Annotated in this window: 18 protein-coding genes and 2 pseudogenes; 5 read left to right on the top strand and 15 right to left on the bottom strand. The window is 70.6% G+C overall.

Going from position 1 to position 23,342, the window contains the following annotated elements:
- Window positions 1-29: 29 nt before the first annotated feature.
- Window positions 30-371 carry a helix-turn-helix transcriptional regulator gene (locus ACFY2Q_RS05170; RefSeq protein WP_357009217.1) on the bottom strand — a complete coding sequence of 114 codons (342 nt, stop codon included), beginning with the start codon at window positions 369-371 and terminating at the stop codon, window positions 30-32.
- A gap of 177 nt (window positions 372-548) precedes the next feature.
- On the opposite strand from ACFY2Q_RS05170, the gene ACFY2Q_RS05165 reads away from it, so the two are divergent.
- The 3 genes and pseudogenes from ACFY2Q_RS05165 to ACFY2Q_RS05155 all read left to right on the top strand — a co-directional run.
- Window positions 549-1,478, top strand: a complete 930-nt coding sequence (locus ACFY2Q_RS05165) for a DNA primase (protein ID WP_387127861.1) — start codon at window positions 549-551, stop codon at window positions 1,476-1,478.
- A 39-nt stretch (window positions 1,479-1,517) separates the two neighbouring features.
- Window positions 1,518-3,183 (top strand): annotated as a pseudogene (locus ACFY2Q_RS05160) (transposase); the annotation flags it as partial.
- 281 nt (window positions 3,184-3,464) lie between these two features.
- A pseudogene (locus ACFY2Q_RS05155) lies at window positions 3,465-3,932 on the top strand (transposase); the annotation flags it as partial.
- Window positions 3,933-4,182: 250 nt separating this feature from the next.
- Here the strand turns inward: ACFY2Q_RS05155 and ACFY2Q_RS05150 are convergent.
- The 4 genes from ACFY2Q_RS05150 to ACFY2Q_RS05135 form a co-directional block, all read right to left on the bottom strand.
- Window positions 4,183-4,776 carry an ATP/GTP-binding protein gene (locus tag ACFY2Q_RS05150; protein WP_007455465.1) on the bottom strand — a complete coding sequence of 198 codons (594 nt, stop codon included), beginning with the start codon at window positions 4,774-4,776 and terminating at the stop codon, window positions 4,183-4,185.
- Between the two features lies 1 nt (window position 4,777).
- The gene (locus ACFY2Q_RS05145) at window positions 4,778-5,155 is read right to left on the bottom strand and encodes a DUF742 domain-containing protein (protein WP_377663989.1); all 378 of its coding nucleotides are present in this window, start codon (window positions 5,153-5,155) and stop codon (window positions 4,778-4,780) included.
- A 97-nt stretch (window positions 5,156-5,252) separates the two neighbouring features.
- On the bottom strand, window positions 5,253-5,657 hold the full coding sequence (locus ACFY2Q_RS05140) for a roadblock/LC7 domain-containing protein (RefSeq protein WP_007455462.1): 405 nt from the start codon (window positions 5,655-5,657) through the stop codon (window positions 5,253-5,255).
- Entirely contained in the window at window positions 5,654-9,322 is a 3,669-nt protein-coding gene (locus ACFY2Q_RS05135; RefSeq protein ID WP_387127859.1) for a nitrate- and nitrite sensing domain-containing protein, read from the bottom strand. Before ACFY2Q_RS05135 ends, ACFY2Q_RS05140 begins: the two co-directional genes overlap by 4 nt.
- Window positions 9,323-9,823: 501 nt before the next feature.
- On the opposite strand from ACFY2Q_RS05135, the gene ACFY2Q_RS05130 reads away from it, so the two are divergent.
- Entirely contained in the window at window positions 9,824-10,117 is a 294-nt protein-coding gene (locus ACFY2Q_RS05130; RefSeq protein WP_387127857.1) for a hypothetical protein, read from the top strand.
- Window positions 10,118-10,120: 3 nt separating this feature from the next.
- On the opposite strand, the gene ACFY2Q_RS05125 is transcribed toward ACFY2Q_RS05130, so the two are convergent.
- Window positions 10,121-11,200, bottom strand: coding sequence for an adenosine deaminase (locus ACFY2Q_RS05125; RefSeq protein WP_387127855.1), 1,080 nt, complete (start codon window positions 11,198-11,200; stop codon window positions 10,121-10,123).
- A 103-nt stretch (window positions 11,201-11,303) separates the two neighbouring features.
- Here ACFY2Q_RS05125 and ACFY2Q_RS05120 point away from each other — a divergent pair, with 103 nt between their 5' ends.
- The gene (locus ACFY2Q_RS05120) at window positions 11,304-12,341 is read left to right on the top strand and encodes a putative RNA methyltransferase (protein WP_387127853.1); all 1,038 of its coding nucleotides are present in this window, start codon (window positions 11,304-11,306) and stop codon (window positions 12,339-12,341) included.
- Window positions 12,342-12,353: 12 nt separating this feature from the next.
- Here the strand turns inward: ACFY2Q_RS05120 and ACFY2Q_RS05115 are convergent, their stop codons facing one another.
- The 9 genes from ACFY2Q_RS05115 to ACFY2Q_RS05075 all read right to left on the bottom strand — a co-directional run bounded on the left by ACFY2Q_RS05115 (window position 12,354) and on the right by ACFY2Q_RS05075 (window position 23,270).
- Window positions 12,354-13,034 carry a DUF4272 domain-containing protein gene (locus ACFY2Q_RS05115; RefSeq protein WP_387127851.1) on the bottom strand — a complete coding sequence of 227 codons (681 nt, stop codon included), beginning with the start codon at window positions 13,032-13,034 and terminating at the stop codon, window positions 12,354-12,356.
- Window positions 13,035-13,146: 112 nt separating this feature from the next.
- Window positions 13,147-14,430, bottom strand: a complete 1,284-nt coding sequence (locus tag ACFY2Q_RS05110; protein WP_387127849.1) for a thymidine phosphorylase — start codon at window positions 14,428-14,430, stop codon at window positions 13,147-13,149.
- A gap of 17 nt (window positions 14,431-14,447) precedes the next feature.
- Complete coding sequence (locus tag ACFY2Q_RS05105) at window positions 14,448-15,152, bottom strand: cytidine deaminase (RefSeq protein ID WP_387127847.1); 705 nt, start codon at window positions 15,150-15,152, stop codon at window positions 14,448-14,450.
- Between the two features lie 77 nt (window positions 15,153-15,229).
- On the bottom strand, window positions 15,230-16,510 hold the full coding sequence (locus tag ACFY2Q_RS05100) for an ABC transporter permease (RefSeq protein ID WP_387127845.1): 1,281 nt from the start codon (window positions 16,508-16,510) through the stop codon (window positions 15,230-15,232).
- Between the two features lie 3 nt (window positions 16,511-16,513).
- Window positions 16,514-17,869: an ABC transporter permease gene (locus ACFY2Q_RS05095; protein WP_387127843.1), complete on the bottom strand. Its 1,356-nt coding sequence runs from the start codon at window positions 17,867-17,869 to the stop codon at window positions 16,514-16,516.
- Complete coding sequence (locus ACFY2Q_RS05090; RefSeq protein ID WP_387127841.1) at window positions 17,866-19,542, bottom strand: ABC transporter ATP-binding protein; 1,677 nt, start codon at window positions 19,540-19,542, stop codon at window positions 17,866-17,868. The genes ACFY2Q_RS05095 and ACFY2Q_RS05090 overlap by 4 nt, the downstream gene beginning before the upstream one ends.
- A gap of 124 nt (window positions 19,543-19,666) precedes the next feature.
- Window positions 19,667-20,734, bottom strand: a complete 1,068-nt coding sequence (locus ACFY2Q_RS05085; protein ID WP_387128459.1) for a BMP family protein — start codon at window positions 20,732-20,734, stop codon at window positions 19,667-19,669.
- 276 nt (window positions 20,735-21,010) lie between these two features.
- Window positions 21,011-21,352, bottom strand: coding sequence for a hypothetical protein (locus ACFY2Q_RS05080; protein ID WP_387127839.1), 342 nt, complete (start codon window positions 21,350-21,352; stop codon window positions 21,011-21,013).
- Between the two features lie 142 nt (window positions 21,353-21,494).
- Window positions 21,495-23,270, bottom strand: a complete 1,776-nt coding sequence (locus tag ACFY2Q_RS05075; RefSeq protein WP_387127838.1) for an LVIVD repeat-containing protein — start codon at window positions 23,268-23,270, stop codon at window positions 21,495-21,497.
- Window positions 23,271-23,342: the final 72 nt, after the last annotated feature.

Here is a 23,342-nt window from a genome sequence, read left to right as displayed (position 1 = left end):
GGATGGCCGCGCCTGCGGCTCGGCACGGTTCAGGCAGGGGTGGTGGGCGGTGTGCCGGGGTCGAGGAACCTGCCAACCGTCACGCGGAACTCCTGCCACCCGGCCCGCTCCCCGGCCAGCGCCCGGCGGCCGGAGTCGGTGAGCTGGTACGTGCGCCGCTCCCGCCCGTTGACAGTGCTCCAGGTGCTCGCCACGTGCCCGGCGCGCTCCAACCGGCGCAGCGCCGGATAGATGGTGCCGGTGGGCAGGTCGAGACTGCCGTCACTGCGCGCACGCAGCGACTCGATGATCGCGTAGCCGTGCAGCGCGCCCTGTTCGAGGACGGCGAGCAGAAGGGCGTCGAGGTGGCCGTGCAGCGACTGGGCCTTCATGCGTAGCAACGCTACTTGTCAGCGGGCCCGTGCGCCACCGCCACGCACGTGCAGGCCCGGCCGGTCATCGGGGTGCGGGCTCCAAGCTTCCCGAGCCGCCGACTAGGGTATGTGCCCAGAGTCACTCGTCGTGCGAGACGCCGACGGGTCAGCAACCCGAAGCACACGGAGGTCAGCGTGGCCCGCCAGTCGCCCCAACGGCCCGACGCCGACGAGCCCGAGCTCGACGACACCACCGGCCCCGAGCCCGACGAGGCCGACGAGGCCGACGACACCCCCCGCGCCGCGGCCGACCGGGCGCTCTGGGAAGAGCTGCGGATCGACCCGGTGGAGATCGCCCTGCCCGCCGGCACCGGCTTCACGCTGCGGGCGTACCGGCCCGCGGGGTCGCTGACCCCTACCGACGTGAGCGAGCGCGACCAGGACGACCCGTTCCTCGCCCGCCGTCAGGTCGTCGAGGAGGAGGACGACGAGACCGTCGTCATCCTCGACGAGGAGTTCGCCGACGAGGACGAGCCGTCCCGCCGTCGCCGGGGCGGCAGCACTGACGCCGACGCGACCGCCGACGACGACGAGGAGGAGGAGGCGGACGACGAGGACGCCACCGACGAGGCGGACGACGAGGAGGTGCCGGTCTTCCTCAGCCACCGGGGCAAGCTGCTGCTGTTCAAGACCCCCGAGTCGTTGGTCAGTTTCATCCGTTCCGGCGCACCGAACGATCTGTCCCAACTGGACAGCTGGAATGAATTGTCCGAACGGGTGGAGCCGGCCGACATCGTGCCGCTCGACGAGGACACCTACGAGCTCGACCTCGTGGTGGAGAACCTGCGCGGCGGGCACGACGCCTGGGATTCGACGCTGCTCATCGAGGCCGGCGAGGTCGCCCGCGACCTGTCGTACGCGTTGCGGCTGCCTGCGGTCTTGGACATGCTCTCCGCCGGGTCCAGCCTCGACAACCTGGACGAGGCACTGCGCGCAACGGTCAACGGCGGGATCGGCGGTTTCATGGGCCGGCGTCGGTTGAAAAAAATCGGGGCACAAACCGCAAGTCTGGGTTGGCGCACGATTGTCGGCAAGATCTCTGCGGTCGTGGACTGGCGCGACTGACCCGTACCGGGGAGCATCAGTTGCTGGCAGTAGAAAGACCTGTCCCGGGAGGAGGACGACGCCTTGGCGCTCGTGCGCGTGTACTGCGGTCTGGCCTCGGCGGATTCGGCTGACCGACCGGCTCCGGTCAGGTCGACGCTGACGTCCGCGGTGGTCGACGACGCAGGCCGTCTGCTGCATGTCAGCGAGATCAGCGATGACGCGGCTGGCTACGCCCAGCTCGTCGCGCTGCTCGTGGAGCGGTCGGGCGGGCCGAGCGGTGCGGCCATCGCCGCCGACAGCGACGACCACACAGTCATCTCGCTGTTGAGCGCGGCGGGTCGCCCCCTGGCGATCGCGGACGACGACTCGGTGGATGACTTCGCTGAGCGGTTCGCCGACGACGACTCGCTTGAGGAGATGCAGTCACCGCCGGCCGAGCGGCGTGCCGTCGGCCTGGCCCGCGCGCTGCAGGCGGGTGCGCTCTCCGCTGTCACGCTGCCGGCGCCCCGCGACCTCGCCGGCTACAAGCAGGTGCTCGCCGCGCATGCCGCCCTGGCAAGCGGTCGGCACTCCGCCGCCGTGGCGCTGCGCGAGGTCCTGCGGGAGCTCTACCCGGCGGCGCTGCGTGCGTACCCGGATCCGGCCGAGCCGGTCTCACTGGCGGTGCTGGACGCGCTGCCCGAGCCGGGAATGCTCGGCGGCACCGTAGCCCGGGGTCGTGAGGTGTCCGTCGCCGCCGACGCCATCGCCGCGCACCTCGCGGCGGACGGGGTGGCCGACGCCGAAGAGATCAACGAGGCGGTCACCGCGCTGCGGGTCGCCATCTCGGAGACGCCGCGCCGCGCAACCGTCAACCGGGCACTCACCTCCGCCGTGGCCGAGACGGTGCGGCAGGCCGTCGCCTCCGTCCGCGCCTGCGACGCCGGTTGCGAGGCGCTTGTGAGCGCGCTCGGCGCGCGGGTCAGGACGCCCGCTCCGGCTCCCGGTCGCCGGGCCGCCGCCCGTCGCGGCGACTCGATCGACGATCTGGCCGGCCTGACAAACACCGGCACTGGCCTGACAAACACCGGCACCGGCCTGCGTCCCGTCCGACCTGCCCCGACCGCCGCCGAGCCCACGCCAGTCGTCGGCCGACGCAGCCGCCCCGAGCCGGCCCCGGGCAGTGCCCCACTGGCGTCGCCGCGCCCGCTCGGCCCGCCGCCTGTCGCACCGGCCCCGGTCACTCCGCCGCCGGTCGCCCCCGCACCGATCGCACCGGCCGCCGCCATGGCGGGCCCGCCGGTGTCGGCGCCCCCCGGCCGCGCCGAGCCGCTACCGAGCCGGATCGACGGCCCGACGAACCGCCCGGTCTCCTCGCCGCCGCCCCCGCCGCCCGGGATCACCCCTATCGCTCCGGCGCAGCGTGGCACCGTCCCGCCGGCCGAGGCGGGCGAGCCGTTCCGGCCGACCCTGACCACCGCCGCGATCAACCACGCGCGGGCCGAGCGGCAGCGCACTGTCATCCCGCCCCGCCCCAAGACAAACGGCGAGCGACCGAGCCACCTGCAGCGGCCGGTCGAGGAGCCGCCCACCGGCGGGTTCAGCGCCACCGACCTCAGCATTCCGGTGCCCGCCCCCCGGCCGGGCCAGGAGCAGGCGCCACCGGGCTCCCGGGCGAACTGGCCGCTTGTCAACAACCCGGAGGACCCGGCCGACAGTTCGCCGAACAACCCGGCCGCCTACTCGTACGGCGGCGGTCGTGGCATCGAGGCCCCCACGGACCCGGGTCGGGCCGACGGTCGGGTCACCCCGCCGTGGCTCGCCGACGACCTGCCGCAGGAGCCGCCGATGTTGCGGCTCGTCGAGCCGCCGCCGCTGGCCGACCGCGCGCTGCGGGAGGGGCTCAACCCGTCGACCGACCCGCGCCTGGAGACGCCGCCGCTGCGGCTCGTCGACCGGGAGCAGGCCGCCCGCAACGGCCGCCCCGCACCCCGCGCCGACCGTGCCCCCGAGCACCGGCCCGCGCCGCCGGTCGAGCACCGGCCGCCGCCGGTGGCCGACGAGGGCGACGGTGACCTGCTGATCTTCGCGCAGGCCAAGTCCGCCTGGTTCGTCGGCCAGCCCGAGGAGTCCGATCTGGACTGGTCGACCACTGCCGACACCGGTTGGCAGGCCGCCGAGCAGGCCGCCCGTCCCTCGGTGGGTGCCGAGACCAACGCCGGTCTGCCGAAGCGGGTGCCCCAGGCCAACCTGGTCCCCGGTTCCCCGCTGCGCGAGGAGCGTCCTCTGCGGATAGTGCGTGACGCCGCGAGCCTCGCCGAGAACACCACAGGCTACTTCCGCGGCTGGCGTCGCGGGCAGGAGATCGGCGGGTTCGCGGTGGGTGGCCGGCCGGGTCGCGAGGCTGCTGGCGGCTGGGACTTCAGCCGCGATCACGGCGACCGCGACGACGACCGCGAGTACGAGTACCGCTCCGCCGGCTACCAGTCCTGACCGACTGGCGTCCCCGGCTCCGCCACACGTGCCGTCCCGCCCTCAGGTATCGAGCCTGAGGGCGGGATACCAGGCGGCGCACCCTCACCGCGCACCAACGCAAAAGATCTTGGACTAGGTGACCCCCTGCGCGGGGGCGACACCAATCCAAGATCTTTTTGCGGTGCGCTGGCGTCCGAGAGGGTGGGCTCGGGCAGCACTCAGCGCCCGGTGGCGGCCAGGGCCACCACCGGGCGCGGGATCGTCCCGGTCAGGCCGGAGCGACGGCGCGCGTACGGCGCATGGTGAGCACGTACTCGACAAGCGAGATCAGCACGTGCTTCGTCGACTCCCTGTTACGGGCGTCGCAAGCCACCACCGGCACGTCGCTCGAGATCGCCAAGGCGTCCCGAACGTCCTGCGGGTCGTGGTACTGCATCCCGTCGAAGCAGTTGATGGCCACCAGGTACGGCAGCCGCCGGTGCTCGAAGAAGTCGATCGCCGCGAAGCAGTCGGCCAGCCGGCGGGTGTCCACCAGCACGACCGCGCCGATCGCGCCCCGGACCAGTTCATCCCACATGAACCAGAATCGGGTCTGACCCGGTGTACCGAAGAGGTACAGGATCAGGTCACGGTCGATCGAGATCCGGCCGAAGTCCATGGCCACCGTGGTCGTCGTCTTGCCCGGCACCTGCCGGGTGTCGTCGACGCCCACGCCAGCGGAGGTCATGATGGCCTCAGTGGTCAGCGGCGTGATCTCCGAGACCGAGCCGACCAGCGTCGTCTTACCGACGCCGAACCCACCGGCAATAACGATCTTCGCCGACGTCACGCGCCCGCTCGGGTTCGGCGGGCGGTGCGACATGTCAGAGCCTGCGAAGTCCACTCAGCACCCTCTCCAGCAGTTCAGTGCCCACCGCGTCGTCGGAGTCGTCCAGGATGGTCGGCTCGTGGACCGCGACCAGGCCGTCCGTCGCCATGTCGGCGATGAGCACCCGGGCCACACCGAGCGGGAGCTGCATCCGCGCCGCGATCTCAGCGAGCGATTGCACGCGTCCGTCACACAGCGCGGCGATGTACTGGTGCTCGCGGCCCTGGCCACCGTTGCCATGAGCAGCGGCCCGGCCGCGCACCGTCGTCTCGACGAGCGCCTCCAGCGCGATGTCGAGCCGGGGACGGGTACGACCACGGGTCACGGCGTACGGACGGACCAACGCTCCGGTCGGTTCGTCACGATCGACCATGTCGCCGCTCACCTCCTTCGCACCCGGAACCGGCTCCCACCGGTGAAACTCGTCGTTGTTGTCGTTGCAGTTGCGCCAACCTCAGGTTGGTGGGACGTCAGCCCAGCATGCCCGCTGCCGCACGCGGCTGCGGAGTCAGGGCGTCGCCCACCCGGTCGACCAGTAGTGCCATCTCGTAGCCAACCTGCCCCACGTCCGAGCTGCGGGCGGCAAGCACCGCGAAGGACGAGCCGTCCGAGATGGACATCAGGAACAGGAAGCCATTGTCCATCTCTACGACGGTCTGGAGTACGGCGCCTCCCTCGAAGCAGCGGGCCGCCCCCTGGGTCAGACTGACCAGCCCGGACGCGATCGCGGCGAGCTGGTCGGCCCGGTCCCGCGGGAGATCCCGTGACGACGCGAGAAGCAGGCCGTCCGCCGAGACGGCGACCGCATGCGCGACACCGGGCACCCGGTCGGCGAAGTTGGCAAGCAGCCAACCAAGATCCTGCGTAGTTGTCATCCTTCTTGCTCCTTCTGCCCGCTCCCGGCCGCTGAGCCTGAGCCAGACTGCGAGGATTGCTGCCCTCCCGGAGTCGCCTCCGGGCTGGTCGGGGTGTCCGAGGTGTTACGCCCTCGCTGCACGCCCCGGTGGTAGGCGGAGAGCAGGCCACGGACCGCCTCCGGGGAACGCCGCTGGACCGAGGTGGCAGGCTTCTCCACCGCGCCCGGCACCAGCTGCGCCATCGGCTTGCGCTTCGGCAGACCGGTCGTGGTGGTCTCGTTCACCGGGGGCGCGCTCGCCGCTGCCGAGGCTGCACGCCAGCCGTCGTCGGCGGCGGTCTGCCAGCCGTTGGTCTGCGGCTGGGGCCGGCGGTTCGGCAGGCTTTCGGCGAGACTGGGGCGGGCGCCCCCGTTCGCTGTCGACCCGTTGTCCCGCGGCGCTCCTCCGGCCGTCGGAGTCTCTGCCATCGGCGTGTTACCTGTCGTCCCGGGTGGTGTCTTGTGGACCGTCCGTCCGGTGGCCTCGACCGTGGCGAACTGCTGGGTCGCGTCGCCGCCGTTCGTCGCCGGCTTGGCGGCGGCTGCCGCCTCCTCCGAACCCGGACGGCGGGTACGGAACCAGGCCGACTCGAGCTCCCGGAAGATCGGCAGCTCCATGGTCTCGTCCGCGTACCGCTGCCGGTTCTGGGCCTGCGGCTGCTGGGGCGCCGGGCGGCTCTGTGCCGGCGCGGGAGTCGGCGGCGGTGGAGTCGCCGGCTGCTGAGCCGCAGCGGTCTGCTGCTCGGCGCGTGGCACCCGGGGCAGCTCCGTCGTCATGTCCAGGGCGGCGGCGAGCCGCTCGGGCACTGGCGGGGTCTGCGTGTCCCGCTCGCCGCCCGGCACCGGCGGCCAGGCCGGCGGCGCGGGGGTGCTCGGTCCCGGGTCGGGTGGGGCGGACCGGGGCGTGAAGCCGCTGAACGACTGGCCGGAGGCGGGCGGCGCCGAGTACGGCTGCCCCGATGTGGGCGGCGCCGAGTACGGCTGGCCGGAGGCCGGAGGCGCCGAGTACGGCTGTCCCGAGTACGGCTGGCCGGAGGCCGGCGACGCGGACACCGGCGGACTGGCGTACGGCTGGCCGGAGGCCGGCGCGGCGGACACCGGCGGGCTGCCGTACGGCGCACCCGAGTAGGGCTGGCCGGAGTACGGCTGGCCGGAGTACGGCTGCCCGGAGTAGGACTGCCCCGAGTACGGCTGCCCGGAGGCCGGCGCGCCGGAGTACGGCTGCGCGGAGACCGGCGGCGCGGAGTACGGGCGCGCTTCCGGGCTGCTGGGCAGCTGCCGGGGGATGCCCGGCTGCTGGCCGGTGGTCGTGGGCTCGTCGCCCGCCCGGCGCTGCGGCAGCGGGTCGATCGGCTGGCCGTTCGTCGTCCGGGGAGTGAACCCGTCGCCGCCGTTGACGCCGTTCGTCGCGCTCGCGCCGGTCAGGTCGGACCAGGCCGGCATCGAGCGGTACGCACCGGTGTTGGCGGGCGTGCCGGCACCGTTGCGCGAAGCCGGGTCGAACGGCCGACCGCCGAGGGTGACCTGGTTGCCGGATTCGCTGGGGCGAGGGCCGTTGCCCAGTGCGGGCAGCGCGCCGAGGGCCGGCGGTGGCCCGCCGTACTGCGGGCTGGATGCTGGCAGGGCTGGCGACTGCTGCTGCCGGCCGGAGAGCGCCCGGGGCACCAGCACCGAGGTCGGCAGGGTCACGTCGGCGACAGTGCCGCGGTCGGCGCCGGGGCGCAGCTCGACACGGACCCCGTGCCGCGACGCCAGGCGGGCGACCACGACCAGGCCCATCATCCGGGACACGGCCACGTCCACCTGCGGGGGCGTAGCGAGCCGCTCGTTGAGGTCGTTCAGCTGCTCGCGGCTGATGCCGATGCCACGGTCCTCGACGTAGAGCGAGGAGCGGTCGCCGACCCGGCGGGCCTCGACCATCACCTGCGAGTCCGGCGGGGAGAACGCGGTGGCGTTGTCGAACAGCTCGGCGACGAGGTGCACCAGGTCGTTCACCGCGTGCGCGGCGACCTCGATGTCGCGGTCGATGACCCCGAACTCGATCCGGGTGTAGTGCTCGACCTCGGACTGAGCTGCGCGCAGCACGTCGATGAGCGCGGCGGGCTCGCGCTGCACGCGCGTGGAGTCGGCGCCCGCGAGCACCAGCAGGTTTTCGTCGTTGCGGCGCATCCGGGTGGCGAGGTGGTCGAGCTGGAACAGCTCGGCCAGCCGGTCCGGGTCTTCCTCGCCGCGCTCCAACCGGTCGAGGTGCCCGATGAGGCGGTCGACGAGGATCTGCGAACGGCGGGCGAGGTTGACGAACATGGTCGCGACGGAGGCGCGCAGGGCAGCCTGCTCGGCGGCCGTCCGGACGGCTTCCAGGTGGACGGCGTTGAACGCCTCGGTCACCTGGCCGAACTCGTCCTTGCTGCGGACCGGCAGCGGCTCGGCGATCTGGTTTGCCAACTGCACAGGCGTGAGCTGACCGACGACCTGCGGGTCACGGAGTCGGGCCACCGCCTGCGGTAGGCCGTACTGGGCGACCGAGAGGGCACCCTGGCGCAGCTCGCGCAGGGAGCGGGCCATCGAGCGGGCGACCAGGTACGCGAAGAGGATGGCCAGCAACAGCATGCTGAGGAGCAGGCCGGTCTCCAGGAACACCTGACGCTGGACCTCGGCGCGCAGGTTGTCGGCCTCGGCGACCACGTCGCCGTCGAGCTTCACCTCGACGTCGCGGATCAACTTGGCGTTGGCGGTCATGGCCGCGTCCCACTGGTCCGGGCCGAACGGCGCGCCGCGCATGTCGCCTGTGGTGTTGCCGTCGATCCAGCCGATGTAGTTCTGTGCCTCGCGGCGGTCACCGCCGGCGACCGTCTGGTCGTGGAACTTCGCCTCGTCGGGGCTGGCGACGGCCTTGAAGCTCTGCAGCGCCTGCTGCTGGCCGGTGCCGCTGGCGATGTAGTCGGTGCGGAGCGCAGGGGTCAGTCGCTGCCCGCCCTGCACGCCGAGCGCGCGGTGCACGACGACCCGGCGGACGGCGAGGAATTCCTTCTCGCGGGCGACCGCCGCGGCGGCGCGCATCCGGTCGCTCAGGTCGTTGTTACCGGCGAGCTGGGTGGCCGAGTCGCGGATGGCGAGCAGGTCGTTGATCAGGCCTTCGTACGCCTGGACGGCCTCGGCGAGCTTGAGCTTGCCGTTGAACACCTGACTACGGACGCCCGGCAGGTCCTTCAGGCTCTGGTCGATGCCGTCGAGCAGACCGTCGAGGCTGGCCGTCAGCTCGTCGATCTGGCCACGCTGCTGCCGGTAGGGACCGGTCGCCCGGTCGACCCGGGTGTTCACCCGGTTGTAGGCCTCCTGGTACTGGGCCTTCGGCTGCGTCCCGGTCGCCTGCAGCAACAGCACGGCGGTGGTCCGCTCATCCTGCAGCGTGTCGACCAGGTCACCTGAGTAACTCGACAGGTTTGCCAGGTCGCCGGCGCGGTTGGCATTGTCGAGCGTATCCAGGTGGTCGACGAGACCACTGGTGCCCACCACGACCGTGGCGATGGTCGGCACGATCATGATGAGACCGAGCTTGGACCAGATCGGCATGTCCCGGAGCCGGCTGGCCGGCCGGCGCAGCCGCGACAGGAAGGAGCCCGCCGTCTTTGGCCGTTTGCTCACGTCACCGCCCTCGCGATTACAGCTTTACGCGTTGCCTCGGGCAACGCCCAGCGACCGACCCGGCGGGTCGGACCCCCGAGATTCCATCACGACGCTCGGCAAGAAGAAAGCCCAGGTTGTCCCACGCCGGAGGTGTGATGAGATGTTGATACGTTTTGATAGCAGTCCGTCTGGTCGGAGTAACTGAAGGTAATGGAACATCGGCATCGTGTTGTCCTGCTCGCCGGCCCTTCTGGCTCCGGAAAGTCGTACATAGCGCGGCAAACCGGCCTCCCGGTGCTTTGCCTGGACGACTTCTACAAGAACGGCGATGACCCTACGTTGCCAAGACGAAACGGCCAGGTCGATTGGGATTCCCCCCAGTCCTGGGACGCGGCGACTGCCGTCGAAACGATTGCGCGACTGGCCCGCGAGGGTCGTGCCGATGTGCCGGTTTATGCGATCGGCGCGGATCGTCGGGTAGCCACCCGGGCATTCGATGTCGACGGATCGCCACTTTTCGTGGCCGAAGGGATTTTCGCCGCCGAGATCGTCGAGGAGTGCCGACGGCGAGGGCTGCTCGCCGGGGCGTACGCGCTGCGCCGGCCGCGGGGTGCGACATTCCTGCGCCGGCTGGCCCGCGACCTGGCCGAGCAGCGCAAGGCGCCCCGGGTGCTGGTCCGACGTGGGGTGGCCCTGCTGCGGGCGGAGCCCGCGGTGCTGCGCCGGCAGACCGGGCTGGGCGCCGAGGCGGCCCGCGCCCGGGAGGTGCTGCACCGGGTGGCCGGCCTGCTCTCCGGCCACCCGCACACCTGACGATCAGGCAAGCAGCTTGGCGTACGCCGGCTTGATCACCTCGTCGATGATCCGGAGTCGTTCGTCGAACGGGATGAAGGCGCTCTTCATCGCGTTGATGGTGAACCACTGCAACTCCCGCCAGCCGTAGCCGAACGTCTCCACCAGCAGCGACATCTCCCGCGACATGGAGGTGCCGCTCATCAGCCGGTTGTCGGTGTTGACCGTGACCCGGAAGCGCAGGTCCCGCAGGAGACCGATCGGGTGGTCGGCGATCGAGTCCACAGCACCTGTCTGCACGTTCGACGAGGGGCACAGCTCCAGGGGGATCCGCTTGTCGCGGACGTACGCGGCCAGCCGACCGAGCACCGGCGTCCCGCCCGGGGTGATGTCGTCCACGATCCGCACGCCGTGACCGAGCCGGTCCGCGCCGCACCACTGGATCGCCTGCCAGATGGACGGCAGGCCGAACGCCTCACCGGCGTGGATGGTGAAGTGGAAGTTCTCCCGCTGGAGGTATTCGAAGGCGTCGAGGTGTCGGGTGGGCGGGAAACCCGCCTCGGCGCCGGCGATGTCGAAGCCGACCACCCCGGCGTCCCGGTGCCGTACGGCCAGCTCGGCGATCTCCTGTGAGCGGGCGGCGTGGCGCATGGCGGTGAGCAGTGTGCCCACCCGGATGCCCAGACCCGCCTCGGCGGCCTGGGCGGTGCCCTCGGCGAACCCGGCAAGCACCGCCTCGACGACCTCGTCCAGGCTCAGGTCCCGTTCCAGGTGCTGCTCCGGTGCGAAGCGCACCTCGGCGTAGACCACCCCGTCGGCGGCCAGGTCCAGGGCGCACTCGCGCGCCACCCGGCGCAGCGCCGGCCCGGTCTGCATGACCGCCACTGTGTGCGCGAACGTCTCCAGGTAGCGCTCGAGCGACCCGGAGTCGGCGGCGTCGACGAACCAGCGCCCGAGCGCCTCCGGATCGGTGGTGGGCAGTTCGTGGCCCACCTCCGCGGCCAGCTCGACGATCGTCGCCGGCCGCAGCCCGCCGTCGAGGTGGTCGTGCAGCAGCGCCTTCGGGACCTTGACGATGTCCTCGTATCGGATAGTTGCGACCATGCTCAGACCCTAGTCAGCGACCCTCTGGGCCGGGGCCGGCCGGGGTCCTCGCCGCGCCTCCGCCGGTGAATTCCGACAGGTCAACCACCACTAGACTTGATCCGTGGACTCAGCTCGGTGGCTCGACGAGGGGGCCGGGCGCGTTCTGGAACGGCTGCGCTGCCCGCTCTGTGGTGAGCCGCTGAGCGAGGTGACCGCCGGCACCAGCCGGGCGCTGCGTTGCCCGCGCCGGCACAGCTTCGACATCGCCCGACAGGGTTACGTCAACCTGCTCGTCGGTCGCGCCCCGCACGTCGGGGACACCGCCGAGATGGTCGCCGCACGGGCGGACTTCCAGGCCGCCGGGCACTATGACGTCATTTCGGCCGCCCTCGCCGCCGCCGCGACGGAGGCCGCCGCCCGGCTCCGCGCGACTGCGGCAACGCGGCCAGCACCTGCCCCGCCCGCCCTTTGCTCTGCTTACCTCCACGCGACGGCCTCCGACGAGGACTGTTGCGTAGAGGTAAGCAGAGCAAAGGACACGACCGCAGGGGTACGGGCCGACCCGCCGGCGCCGGACTCCGGGGCGTACCCCCTGGTGGTGGATGTCGGCGCCGGCACCGGCCGGCACCTCGGCGCGGTGCTGGCGGCGCTGCCGGACGCCGTGGGCCTGGCCCTGGACGTGTCCAAGCCGGCGCTGCGACGCGCGGCGCGGGCGCATCCCCGGGCGGCCGCGGCGCTCGCCGACACCTGGCAGCGGCTGCCCCTCGCCGACGCCTCGACGGCAGTGCTGCTGAACGTCTTCGCGCCGCGCAACGGAGCGGAATTCCACCGGGTGCTCGACCCGGCAGGCACGCTGCTTGTGGTCACGCCCGCCGTCGACCACCTCACCGAACTTGTAGACGCGCTCGACCTGCTGCGCGTCGACCCGGACAAGGCCGACCGGGTCACCGCCAGCCTGGGCGGGCACTTCGTCCCGGTCAGCTCGACTGTGCACCGCGCGGAGCTGGCCCTGACCCGGCCGGAGGTCGCCACACTTGTCGGAATGGGCCCGAGCGCCTGGCACACGGACCCAGCCAGGCTCGCCGAACGGCTGGCCGCACTGCCCGAGCCGATCCGGGTGACGCTTGCGGTCCATCTGGACACCCACCGGCCGCGCTGACGGCGGCGCGGCTCAGGTGGAGAGGTCGACCTCTTCCCAACCCGGCGGCTCGTCGTGGTACGGCCCGCGCAGGATCACCGCCCACTCCAGTGCCCAGCGCCGCTGCCCGATCGCGTTCGCGTCGACAAGCCCCGGCGCCCGTTGACCGCTCCGCTCGGTCTCCAGGTATGCCCAGTCCAGGCAGTAGTGCAGGTCGAGCAGGGCAGCAGCGTCGGCCGGGTGTTGCGGGGCGGCGAGGATCCTGGTTCGCCAGTGGGCGAACGTCTCCCCCTCGGCGATGTGCGGCAACCGCTCGACCAGCCGCTCGTCGACGGCCAGGGTCGGATCGAGCTGCTTGCTCAACCCCAGCACCCAGGCCAGCGCGAAGAGCGCGTCGTGATGCAGCACGAACGAACGGTGGTCGCCCTTGCCACCCATGACGAACTGCCACTCCGGCGGCGTGACCATCTCGACCAGGTGCGAACCGAGCAGCCAGCTCATCGCCGCCTGCGGGGGCATCCCGAAACAGCGGGCCAGGATCAGGTGCAGCACCGCGATCCGCGCCTCGATCTCCGCCCTCGGGCGCAGCTCGATCTCGTCACCCGGCTCCCAGACGAGCGGGAACTGTGCCGGCGGCAACGGCAACCCGAGCCGGGACAGCTCGTCCAGGCTCGCCTCGCGCACCTCGCGTGGGTCGGGGGCAGGTACGGTCACGGCGGATCATCCTGTCTGCTCGCGACGGCGCAAGGCCGATCGTCCCCCCTTGGCCTGCGACAATAGCGCTCCCAGATGACCAGCACCATGCCGACCCGACCGACCGCCCGGGTCAGCCGATCCGCTCGATGACAAGCGGCGTCGCGGCCGGCGCGGTTGGCGCGATCCGTACCGCGCGGGCTGCCTCCGCGAGTGCCGCCGGGATCCGCGTCGCCTCGTCGGCGCGCAGCTCGTAAAGGGGGTCGCCGGCCCGCACCGCGTCGCCCGGCCGCTTGTGCAGCACCACCCCGGCCGGCACGCTGACCGGGTCCTCCTTGCGGGCGCGGCCCGCGCCGAGCCGCCAGGCGGCAACCCCCATGGCGTACGCGTCGACGGCCGCCACGTACCCGTCCTGCTCGGCGCGGACCACCTCGACCTCCGGCGCGCTCGGCATCGGCGCGTCCGGGTCGCCGCCCTGGGCGCGGATCATCGCCCGCCAGGAGTCCATCGCCCGACCGTCGCGCAGTGCCGTCGCCGGGTCGGCGTCCGGCAGGCCTGCCGCGTCGAGCATCTCCCGGGCCAGGGCCAGGGTCAGCTCCACCACGTCGGCCGGCCCGCCGCCGGCCAGCACCTCGACCGACTCGGTCACCTCTACCGCGTTGCCGATCGCCAGGCCGAGCGGGGTGGACATGTCGGTGAGCAGGGCGACAGTTCGCACGCCGTGCGCGCCACCCAGCTCGACCATCGTGCGGGCCAGCTCGCGGGCCTGGTCGACGGACTTCATGAAGGCACCCGAGCCGACCTTGACGTCGAGCACAAGCGCTCCGGTGCCCTCGGCGATCTTCTTGCTCATGATCGAGCTGGCGATCAGCGGGATCGCCTCAACGGTGCCGGTCACGTCGCGCAGCGCGTACAACTTGCGGTCGGCGGGGGCGAGCCCGGCGCCGGCCGCGCAGATCACCGCGCCGACGTCGCCGAGCTGGGCGATGAACTCGTCGTTGCTCAGCGCGGCGCGCCAGCCGGGGATGGATTCCAGCTTGTCCAACGTGCCGCCGGTGTGCCCGAGGCCCCGCCCGCTCAACTGCGGCACGGCCGCGCCACACGCCGCCACGAGCGGCGTGAGCGGCAGGGTGATCTTGTCCCCGACGCCGCCCGTGGAGTGCTTGTCCACCGTCGGCCGGCGTACCGCCGAGAGGTCGAGCCGCTCACCGCTGGCGATCATCGCGGCGGTCCACCTGGCGATCTCCGGGCCGGTCATGCCGTTGAGCAGGATCGCCATGGCCAGCGCGGACATCTGCTCGTCGGCGACAACCCCCCGGGTGTACGCGTCGACCACCCAGTCGATCTGCGCGTCCGACAGCACACCGCCGTCCCGCTTGACCCGAATAACGTCAACAGCAGCAAAGCCATTACTCATCAGAAGATCTTCCCTAGTCAGGACCAGCGAACCGGAATCTCCGCAGGCGGCTCACCCTCGCCGGCCCAGAAGATCGTGCCGGTGGCGTCAACCACCACGACCCGGGGCGTACGGGCCGCTCCCCAGGCGATCGCCTCCGCCGGGTCGTCCCAGCTGGGCGCCTCCTCCAGCACACCGGTCTCGGCGCCCGCGTCGTCGCCCGCCGACCGCTCCCAGTACCCCGTCCAGACCTGCTTCCCTGCGGCCATGTCCGGGTGCACGAAGACGGTGCCGCGACCACGCCAGGCGGCCAGCCGCTCCGGGACCACAGGCACCGGAGACTCACCGGTGACCGCCTCCAGGTCCTCCACGCCGAACGCGTGCGGCAGCAACTCGGCCATCCGCAGCGGCCGGGTCTTCGTCTCGATCAGGCACTCCGGCCCGCCGTGCTCCCACAGCAGTTGCCGGCACCGGCCGCACGGCATCAGCGGCTCGCCTGTGGCGTCGACGCAGGAGAGCGCGACGAGTCGCCCGCCACCTGTCGCGTGCAGGCTGGAGACCACCCCGCACTCGGCGCACAGCGTCACCCCGTACGCGGCGTTCTCCACGTTGCAGCCGACCACCACGCGACCGTCGTCGACCAGGGCGGCCGCGCCGACCGGAAACGTCGAGTACGGCGCGTACGCGTGCCGCATCGCGTCGATGGCGGCGGCGCGCAACCGCGCCCAGTCAATGTCTGTCATGCCATCATTCTGCCGAAGTAGCCCGGTTCAGAAGCGGGCAGGGCCGCCCCACCCCGCCGGGGCAGAGCCTCCGAGGGTCAGCCCTTGATGTACGGCTTGCCGTCGGCGGCCGGTGCCCGGACCCGGCCGACCAGCCCGGCGACCGCCAGGATCGTCGCCAGGTAGGGCAGCATGGCCAGGAACTGACTGGGGATGACGCTGTTGATCGCGCCCAGGTAGGTGGCGAGCTGGTCGGCGAAGCCGAAGAAGAGCGCGGCGAGCAACGCGCCGGTCGGGTTCCAGCGGCCGAAGATCAGCGCGGCCAGCGCGATGAAGCCCTTGCCGCCGATCATGTTCTTGGTGAACGAGTAGAGCGCCAGCGTGTAGGACGCGCCGCCGATGCCCGCGACCACGCCGGCCAGCAGCACGTTGCGGTAGCGCACCCGCAGCACCTTGACGCCGAGCGTGTCGGCGGCGATCGGGTGTTCGCCGACCGACCGGGTGCGCAGCCCCCAACGGGTCCGGAACAGCGCGATGTGGATCACCAGGACCAGGAGCAGGCCGAGGTAGAGGAAGATGTTGCCGCGGAACAGCGCCGGCCCGAGCACCGGGATGTCCTTCAGCAGAGGGATCTCCCAGTTGCTGAAACGCGGCGCGCTGTTGTACTTCTCCGCGTTGGTCTGCATCAGCCGCTCGTAGAGGAAGCCCGTCACGCCGACCGCGAACAGGTTCAGCACGATGCCGATGACGACCTGGTCGACCAGGTAGCGGATGGCGAAGACGGCAAGCAGCAGCGAGATGAACGCGCCACCGATCGCGGCGGCCACGAGGCCCACCCAGACGCTGCCGGAGATGCTGCCGAACAGCGCGCCGCTGAACGCGCCCATCAGCAGTTGCCCCTCGATGGCCACGTTCACCACGCCGGACCGCTCACACAGGACCCCGGCGAGCGCTCCGAAGATCAGCGGCAGCGCCAGGATGAAGGTGCCCCGGATGATGTTGACCAGCGGCATGAAGTTCTGCCCGGCCGGCGCGGCCGAGACCTGCCAGCACAGGAAGGACAGCACGAAGCCGAGCAGCCCGGCGCCGAGCACGGGTATGAACCACCGCTTCGGCACCCCGGCGAGCAGGGCCGCCCCGGCGGCGATCGTGATGATGCCGAACAGGATCGCGCCGATCGTCCCGTTGATCTCCAACGCGGCGCCGGCGGCGTCGTCGCTGAGTGTGAAACGGGCCTCCTGGTCGGTGGCGAGCGCGCCGAAGAGCACTGTCGAGAGCAGCCCGAGCGCCAGCAGCACGGCGCCGACCTTGCGGTTCCGGGTCCAGAAGCCCTCGTCGACCGCGGCGACCGCGACGTCGGGGACAGCCATGGTGGACATGCGTTACCAGCCCTTCGCCAGGCTCGTCTGCAACCGGGCGGCCCGCGCCGCCCGGAGCTGGAAGATCGCCTTCACCAGGGCGGGGGCGGCGATGAAGATGACGATCAGTGCCTGGAGCACGGTCACCAGTTCCAGCGAGATGCCGGAGTACGACTGCATCCGGTTGCCGCCGGCCTGGAGCGCACCGAACAGCAGCGCGGCCAGCAGCACCCCCCAGGGCTTCACCCGGCCGAGCAGCGCCACAAGGATGCCGTCGAAGCCGATCTGCGCGACGACAAGCGGCGTCAACGCGCTGGCGGTGGAGCCCAGGACCATGTTCGCGCCGCCCAGGCCGGCCAGAACTCCGGCGAAGACCATGATCAGGATGTACGTCTTGGTGACGCTGATGCCGGCGGTCCGGGCGGCGTCCGGGTTGGCGCCGACCGCGCGCAGCTCGAAGCCGAATGTGGAGCGGTTGAGCAACCAGGCGATCGCCCAGGTGGCCAGTACGGCGAGCAGGATGCCGGCGTGCACGCGCAGGTTGTCACCGAGCAGTCGGGGCAGCTGGGCGGAGCTGTTCACCGCCCGGCTGATCGCGTCCGCGCGGGACGGGTCCTGCACACCGTTCTGCACGATGATCCAGGCCAGGAAGTACGTGGCCACGTAGTTGAGCATGATCGTGTTGATCACCTCGTGCGCGCCGGCGCGGGCCTTGAGGATGCCGGGGATGAAACCCCAGACAGCCCCACCCAGCGCGCCGGCCAACACCGCCACCAGCAGGTGCAGCCCGGGCGGCAGCGGCAGCAGGAAGCCGGTCACCGCCGCGATGATCACGCCGATCATGGCCTGGCCTTGGGCGCCGATGTTGAACAGGCCGCCTCGGAAGGCCAGCGCCACCGACAGGCCGGTGAAGACCAGCGGCGCGGTGTAGGTGAGCGTCTCGGAGATCGGCGCGAGCACGGCCTCCCAACCGCCGTCGCCGTTCACCCAGGCGGAGAACGCCTCGGGGTCGAAGACCGACCCCTTGAACAGGTTCGCGTAGGCCTCGCTGACGAGCGTCCAACTGGAATTGATCGCGTCGGACGGGCGGGAGGTGATGTACGAGTAGGTGGAGAGCACGTCCGGATCAGAAATGATCATCAGCACCGCGCCGACCACGATCGCCAGCACCAGCGACAGCAGCGTCACGGTGAAGGTGTTGGCCGCCCACAGGTTGTCCAGGAACAACCGGCCCAGGGACTGCTTCGGTTCCGGCTCGGACACCTTCGGCGTGTTGGCCGTGCTGGCCTGCTCGGTGTTGCCGAGCGCGGACTGCGCCGCCTGCGCCTCGCTCGCCGGTTCCTTGTCCGGTGATCCCGACTGCGGGTTCACGTCGCTCATGCCTCGTCCTCGCTCGCGGAGCCGTCGGCGCTCGCCGGGCCCCTGCCGGCCGTGCCGGGATCGTCGGCGGTGGGTGCCGCGCCGGACTCGGCGGCGGCGTCCGGGCTGATGCCGGCCATCAACAGGCCGATCTCCTCGCGCGGGGTGTCCGGGGCGACGATGCCGATGATCCGGCCGCGGTACATCACCGCGATCCGGTCGGCCAAGGCGACCACCTCGTCGAGCTCGCTGGAGACCACCAGGACGGCGGTGCCGACGTCCCGCTCGCGGATGATCCGGCTGTGGATGAACTCGATCGACCCGACGTCGACGCCACGGGTCGGCTGGGCGGCGATGAAGAGCTTCAGCGGCCGGGACAACTCCCGCGCCACGATCACCTTCTGCTGGTTGCCGCCGGACAGAGTGCCCACCGCCGCGTCGGCCGACGAGGTACGAACGTCGAACTGCTCGATCCGCTCCTTGGCCGAGGCGGCGATCGCGTCGGGCTTCAGTGCGAGCCCGGAGCCGAACGGCGGCCTGTCGTAGATGTCCAGCACCAGGTTCTCGGCGACGCTGAACTCCTTGACCAGGCCGTCCACGCTGCGGTCCTCCGGCACGTAGCCGACGCCGGCGCGGAGCACCTTCTTGGGTGTCCAGCCGTCGATCCGGTCGCCACCGAGGCTGACCGTGCCGGCGAGCGCCGGGCGCAGCCCCATGATCGCCTCGATCAGCTCGGTCTGACCGTTGCCCTGTACGCCTGCCACGCCGAGCACCTCGCCCGCGCGCACGGTCAGGTCGACGCCGTCGACCGCCCGAACCTGTCGGTCGTCGTCGACGACCAGTCCGGCGACCTCCAGCACGGGCTCACCCGGCGCGGCCGGGGACTTGTCGACGGTGAGCCGCACGGCGCGACCGACCATCAGAGCCGCCAACTCGTCCCGGCTGGCCTCCGGAGAGGCGGTGCCGACTGTCTTTCCGCGCCGGATCACTGTGATCCGGTCGGCGATCGCCTTGACCTCGCCGAGCTTGTGGGTGATGAAGACGATCGACTTGCCGGCGGCCTTGAGTGACCGCATGACAGTAAGCAGTTCCTCGGTCTCCTGAGGCGTGAGCACGGCCGTCGGCTCGTCCAGGATGAGCAGGTCGACGTCGCGGGTGAGCGCCTTGACGATCTCGACGCGCTGCTGGATGCCGACCGGCAGGTCCTCGATCACCGCGTCCGGGTCGACCCGGAGGTTGTAGCGCTCGGACACCTCGGTGACCTCGCGCCGGGCGCGTCGCCGGTCCAGGAAGCCGGCGATGCCGCCCCGGACCTGCTCGGCGCCGAGCATCACGTTCTCCGTCACGGTGAAGACCGGCACCAGCATGAAGTGCTGATGCACCATGCCGATCCCGGCGCCGATCGCGTCCGACGGGCCCTTCAGCTTCAACGGCTTGCCGTCGACAAGGATCTCGCCCTCGTCGGGCTGGTAGAGCCCGTAGAGCACGTTCATCAGGGTCGACTTGCCCGCGCCGTTCTCGCCGAGCAGGGCGTGAATCTCTCCAGGCTCCACCGTCAGGTCGATGTGGTCGTTGGCGACCAGATCACCGAACCGCTTGGTGATGCCGCGCAGTTCGAGTCTCAGCGCAACCTCCTGGAGTGCGAGCGATGGTGCAGCGTAGCTGCCGCTGACCCGGCCGGCCGGCCCGGTCACCGTGGCGCGCGATCGGCCGCTCCGCCGCCGCGGGTGGTTGACCCGCGGCGGCGGAACGGCCGGATCGGTCGTACCTGTCCCCCGCCGCTCCTGCGATGATCTCACCGCACGAGACGGCCGGTTGTCACTTGGCCGGCTGGGCCTTCGAGCTGACCGTGATGGTGCCGGCGGCGATGTCCGCCTTGATCTTGTCGACCTCGGCCTTGAGCTCGGCCGGAACCTTGCTGGCGAAGTCGTGGTACGGGGCGATCGAGACACCGTTGTTGGCAAGGGTGCCGACGAAGCCCGGCTTGGCCGGCAGCTTGTCGCCACCGGCGGCCTTGATCACGGCCTCCTTGACGGCGTCCGGGATGTTCTTGACGACCGTCGTGATGATCGCGGCGCAGTCCGGGGTGCTCTCGCAGCCGTCGACGTCCACCCAGATGGTGCTGTACTTGCCACCCGAGGCCTTGGCCGCGCTCGTGGTGCCGAGACCGGCGCCACCGGCGACCGGCATGATGATGTCCGCACCCTGGGCGACAAGCGCGTCGGAGACCTTCTTGCCCTCGTCCTGCTTGTCGAAGGCGTTGGAGAAGGAACCCTTCTGGGTCTCCTTGTTCCAGCCGAGCGCCTGGACGTTCGCCTTCTTCGTGGTGTTGTAGTACGCCACACCGTCGACGAAGCCGTCCATGAAGATCGTCACCGGCGGGATCGGCAGACCACCGTAGGTGCCCACCTTGCCGGTCTTGCTCATCCCGGCGGCCAGGTAGCCGGCCTGGAACGCGGCCTGGGCGGTGTCGAACTGCATCGGGTAGACGTTGTCCACGCCCGGGTTGCCGTCGACGATGCCGAAGTGCTGCTCCGGGTTCGCCTCGGCGATCTTCTTGGTGGCGTTCTCCATCAGGCCACCGACCGCGAGGATGAAGTCGCACTTCTGGTTGACGTACTGCGTCAGGTTGGGCTCGTAGTCGGCCTCAGCCTTCGAGGCGACGTACTTGATGTCGATGTTGTCGTTGGCGGCCTTGGCCTCCTGCAGACCCTTCCAGGCCGAGGTGTTGAACGACTTGTCGTCGATGCCGCCGACGTCGGTCACCATGCAGGCGCTGAACTTCTTGGCGCCACTGCCGGCGTTGTTGTCTTCATCGGGGGCCTCGCCACACGCGGCGGCGGCGAGCACGAGCCCACCCACCGCGAAGATCGAGGCGATCCGCATCCCACGCACCGAGCGCAAGACGTCTCCTTCCCATTGCACACCGCGCCTAGTGCGGTGGCAGCCCATCAGCCGACCTGCGGGGTGCCGTCGGCTGTCCCACGTTACGGACGGGAGCGTACGCCCGCGCCCACCCACCGGCCGCCAATCGTGCACGACTGTTGAACGTCCGTTACCCCGGCGTAACCCTGGGGTGCGGCAAATCACAAATCGTGTGGATCGGCGACCACGTGGGCGTCACGAACGTCCGTTTCTCGTGGTTCCCCAATGCCTGGCGAACTAACGCCAGAACACCGCCACAGCCGCGTTGACCAGCGTCAACCCGACGATCGCGAGGAAGTGGCCACGGTTCACGCTCTCCCGCTTACGGGAAAAGAAGACCATGACAAAGATCAGCAGCGCGAACACCAACTTGGTAACAAGCTTCGCGGGGTGCGGTTCGTCGCCGTCACGCAGCGGGGCGGAGAGGCCGATGCCGGTGACAACCTGGATCACCGACCCCCAGAGCATGGCAGCGTTGATCCGCAGACGACCGGTGACATATTGGGCGATCCCGCCGCCGAGCAACAGGGCAAAGCCGATCAGGTGGACATAGAGAAGAATCAGTCGGGTTGTTTCCATGCAAGCCATTCTCCCCTATCAACGACACTGTGTAGTAGGGCCCGCCCGGGGGCGGGGCGAACGGGCGAGGCGCCCGGCCGGAATCTCCCGGCCGAGCGCCTCAACGAACTGTCCGCCACCGTGGGGCGGCGGTGCCGTGCTGTCAGCTGTCGATCTTGACCGAGCCGTTGACCTTGCTGTCCCGCACCGACGCCTTGGCGCCGAGGGCGGTCAGCCCACCATTGACCTGGCTCTCCACGACCGACACCACAGAGGCGCCGTTCGCCTTGACGCCACCGTTGATCTTCGCGTTGAACGCGATCAGGCTGGCACCCGGCGCAACGTTGACGCCACCGTTGACCGTCGCCCCGTCCAGGCAGACGACGCCGGACTTGACGGTGAGCCCGCCGTTGCGGCGCTCGGTGATGACCTCGGTGCAGGACGGGTAGCTGGGCTGGCTCTGCACGTTCAGCTCACCGAAGGCGATCGCGCGGGCGTTGTCGGTACGCGGGTCGGTCAGCTTGAGGACGTCCAGGCCCTTCTGGATGTCACTCGAGTAGATGTACCCGTTGTGGTAGTACGTCGACCAGGCGCCACCGAGGACGAGGCGGCTCGCCGAGATCGGCCCCCGCTCCCAGTAGGCGATCTCCTGCGGGTTCGCCGAGTCGGTGAAGTCCCAGACCGAGATGCCACCCTGGTACCAGGCCTGGACCATGATGTCGCGGCCCATCGCCGGGATCAGCGAGCCGTTGTGCGCCACGCAGTTCTCGGTGCTGGTGTTCTCGCGCGGGATCTTGAAGTAGCTCTTGAACTCCAGGGAGCGGTTAGCGCCCGAGCCCACGATGTCGAAGATCGCGTCCGCGCCGCGCTTCGGCCCGATGGTCGCGTTGCAGGTCGCGCTGCTGCCGCCGCCGAGCTCGTCGGTGAAGACCACCTTGGTGCCGGCGTTGTTGAACGTGGCCGAGTGCCAGAACGCGAAGTTGGCGTCCCGGACCCGGCTGAGCACCACCGGGTTCTCCCGGTCGGAGATGTCCATCAGGATGCCGTCACCCATGCAGGCGCCGGCCGCGAGGTCCAGCTCCGGGTAGACGGTCACGTCGTGGCAACCGCTCGTCGAGTTCGCGCCCAACGTGTCGGGGAACAGGTTCGGCGTGGCCACGACGGCAGCCGCGGTCGGGTTGGCCAGCGGCACCTTGATGATCGACAGCTTGTCGTGCGGCGGCTTGCAGTCCGCGGCGTTGTTCGACGGGCTGTACGACTGCACGTAGACGTAGAGGTTGCCGTCGTTCTTGCCCGGCACGAGGGTGTGGGTGTGCGAGCCGCAGTCGGTCTCGATGGCCTTGATGTAGGTCGGGCTGGCCTTGTCGGTCACATCGAAGATCCGGACGCCCTCCCAGGAGGTCTTGATGTTCGCCGACTGGCTGGTGCTGTTGCACGAGTCGTCGTTGCGCGACGAGTCAACCGAGAGGAACACCAGGTTGCCGAAGACCGAGAGGTCGTTCTGCGAGCCGGGGCAGACGACCTGGCTGGTGACCTGCGGCGCGCTGGGCTTGCTGACGTCGTAGATGGTGAAGCCGTCGTAGTTGCCGACGAAGGCGTAGTCACCCTGGAACGCCATGTCGGTGTTGTACGACGCCTCCCGGGCGAACGCCCCGGACTTCGGCAGGTTCGCGATCTGCTTGAGGTTCGGGGTGCTGGCGATCTCGTCCACGCCCGGGGCGACGTACGCCGCCGGGGTGCCGGTCTCGTCGGCGGAGAGGCAGAGCTCGGCGAAGTTGTCCCCGGCCTCCCGCAGCGACTCGCAGTTGTCGACGGTCTCGCTGGTGTCGACCGCGCCGACGGCCGGAGCCCCTGCGACGGCCGTAAAGAGAACAGCGGTGGCGGCGGCGAGGCTGACGGCCCCGACTCTGCGCACCCCTGGTGATGTCTGTCTGAACACTGGGTGACGCCCTTTCCAACAAAGGTGGATCATGAAGTAGGCGGACCATATCCAGTGCTCAGGCTGTTTATT

It is taken from the genome of Micromonospora sp. NPDC000316 (assembly GCF_042898885.1).
In the GTDB taxonomy this organism is placed as follows: Bacteria; Actinomycetota; Actinomycetes; order Mycobacteriales; family Micromonosporaceae; genus Micromonospora.
The sequence above is the reverse complement of the archived record's forward strand: the minus strand, read 5'-3'. Positions and strand labels throughout refer to the sequence as shown.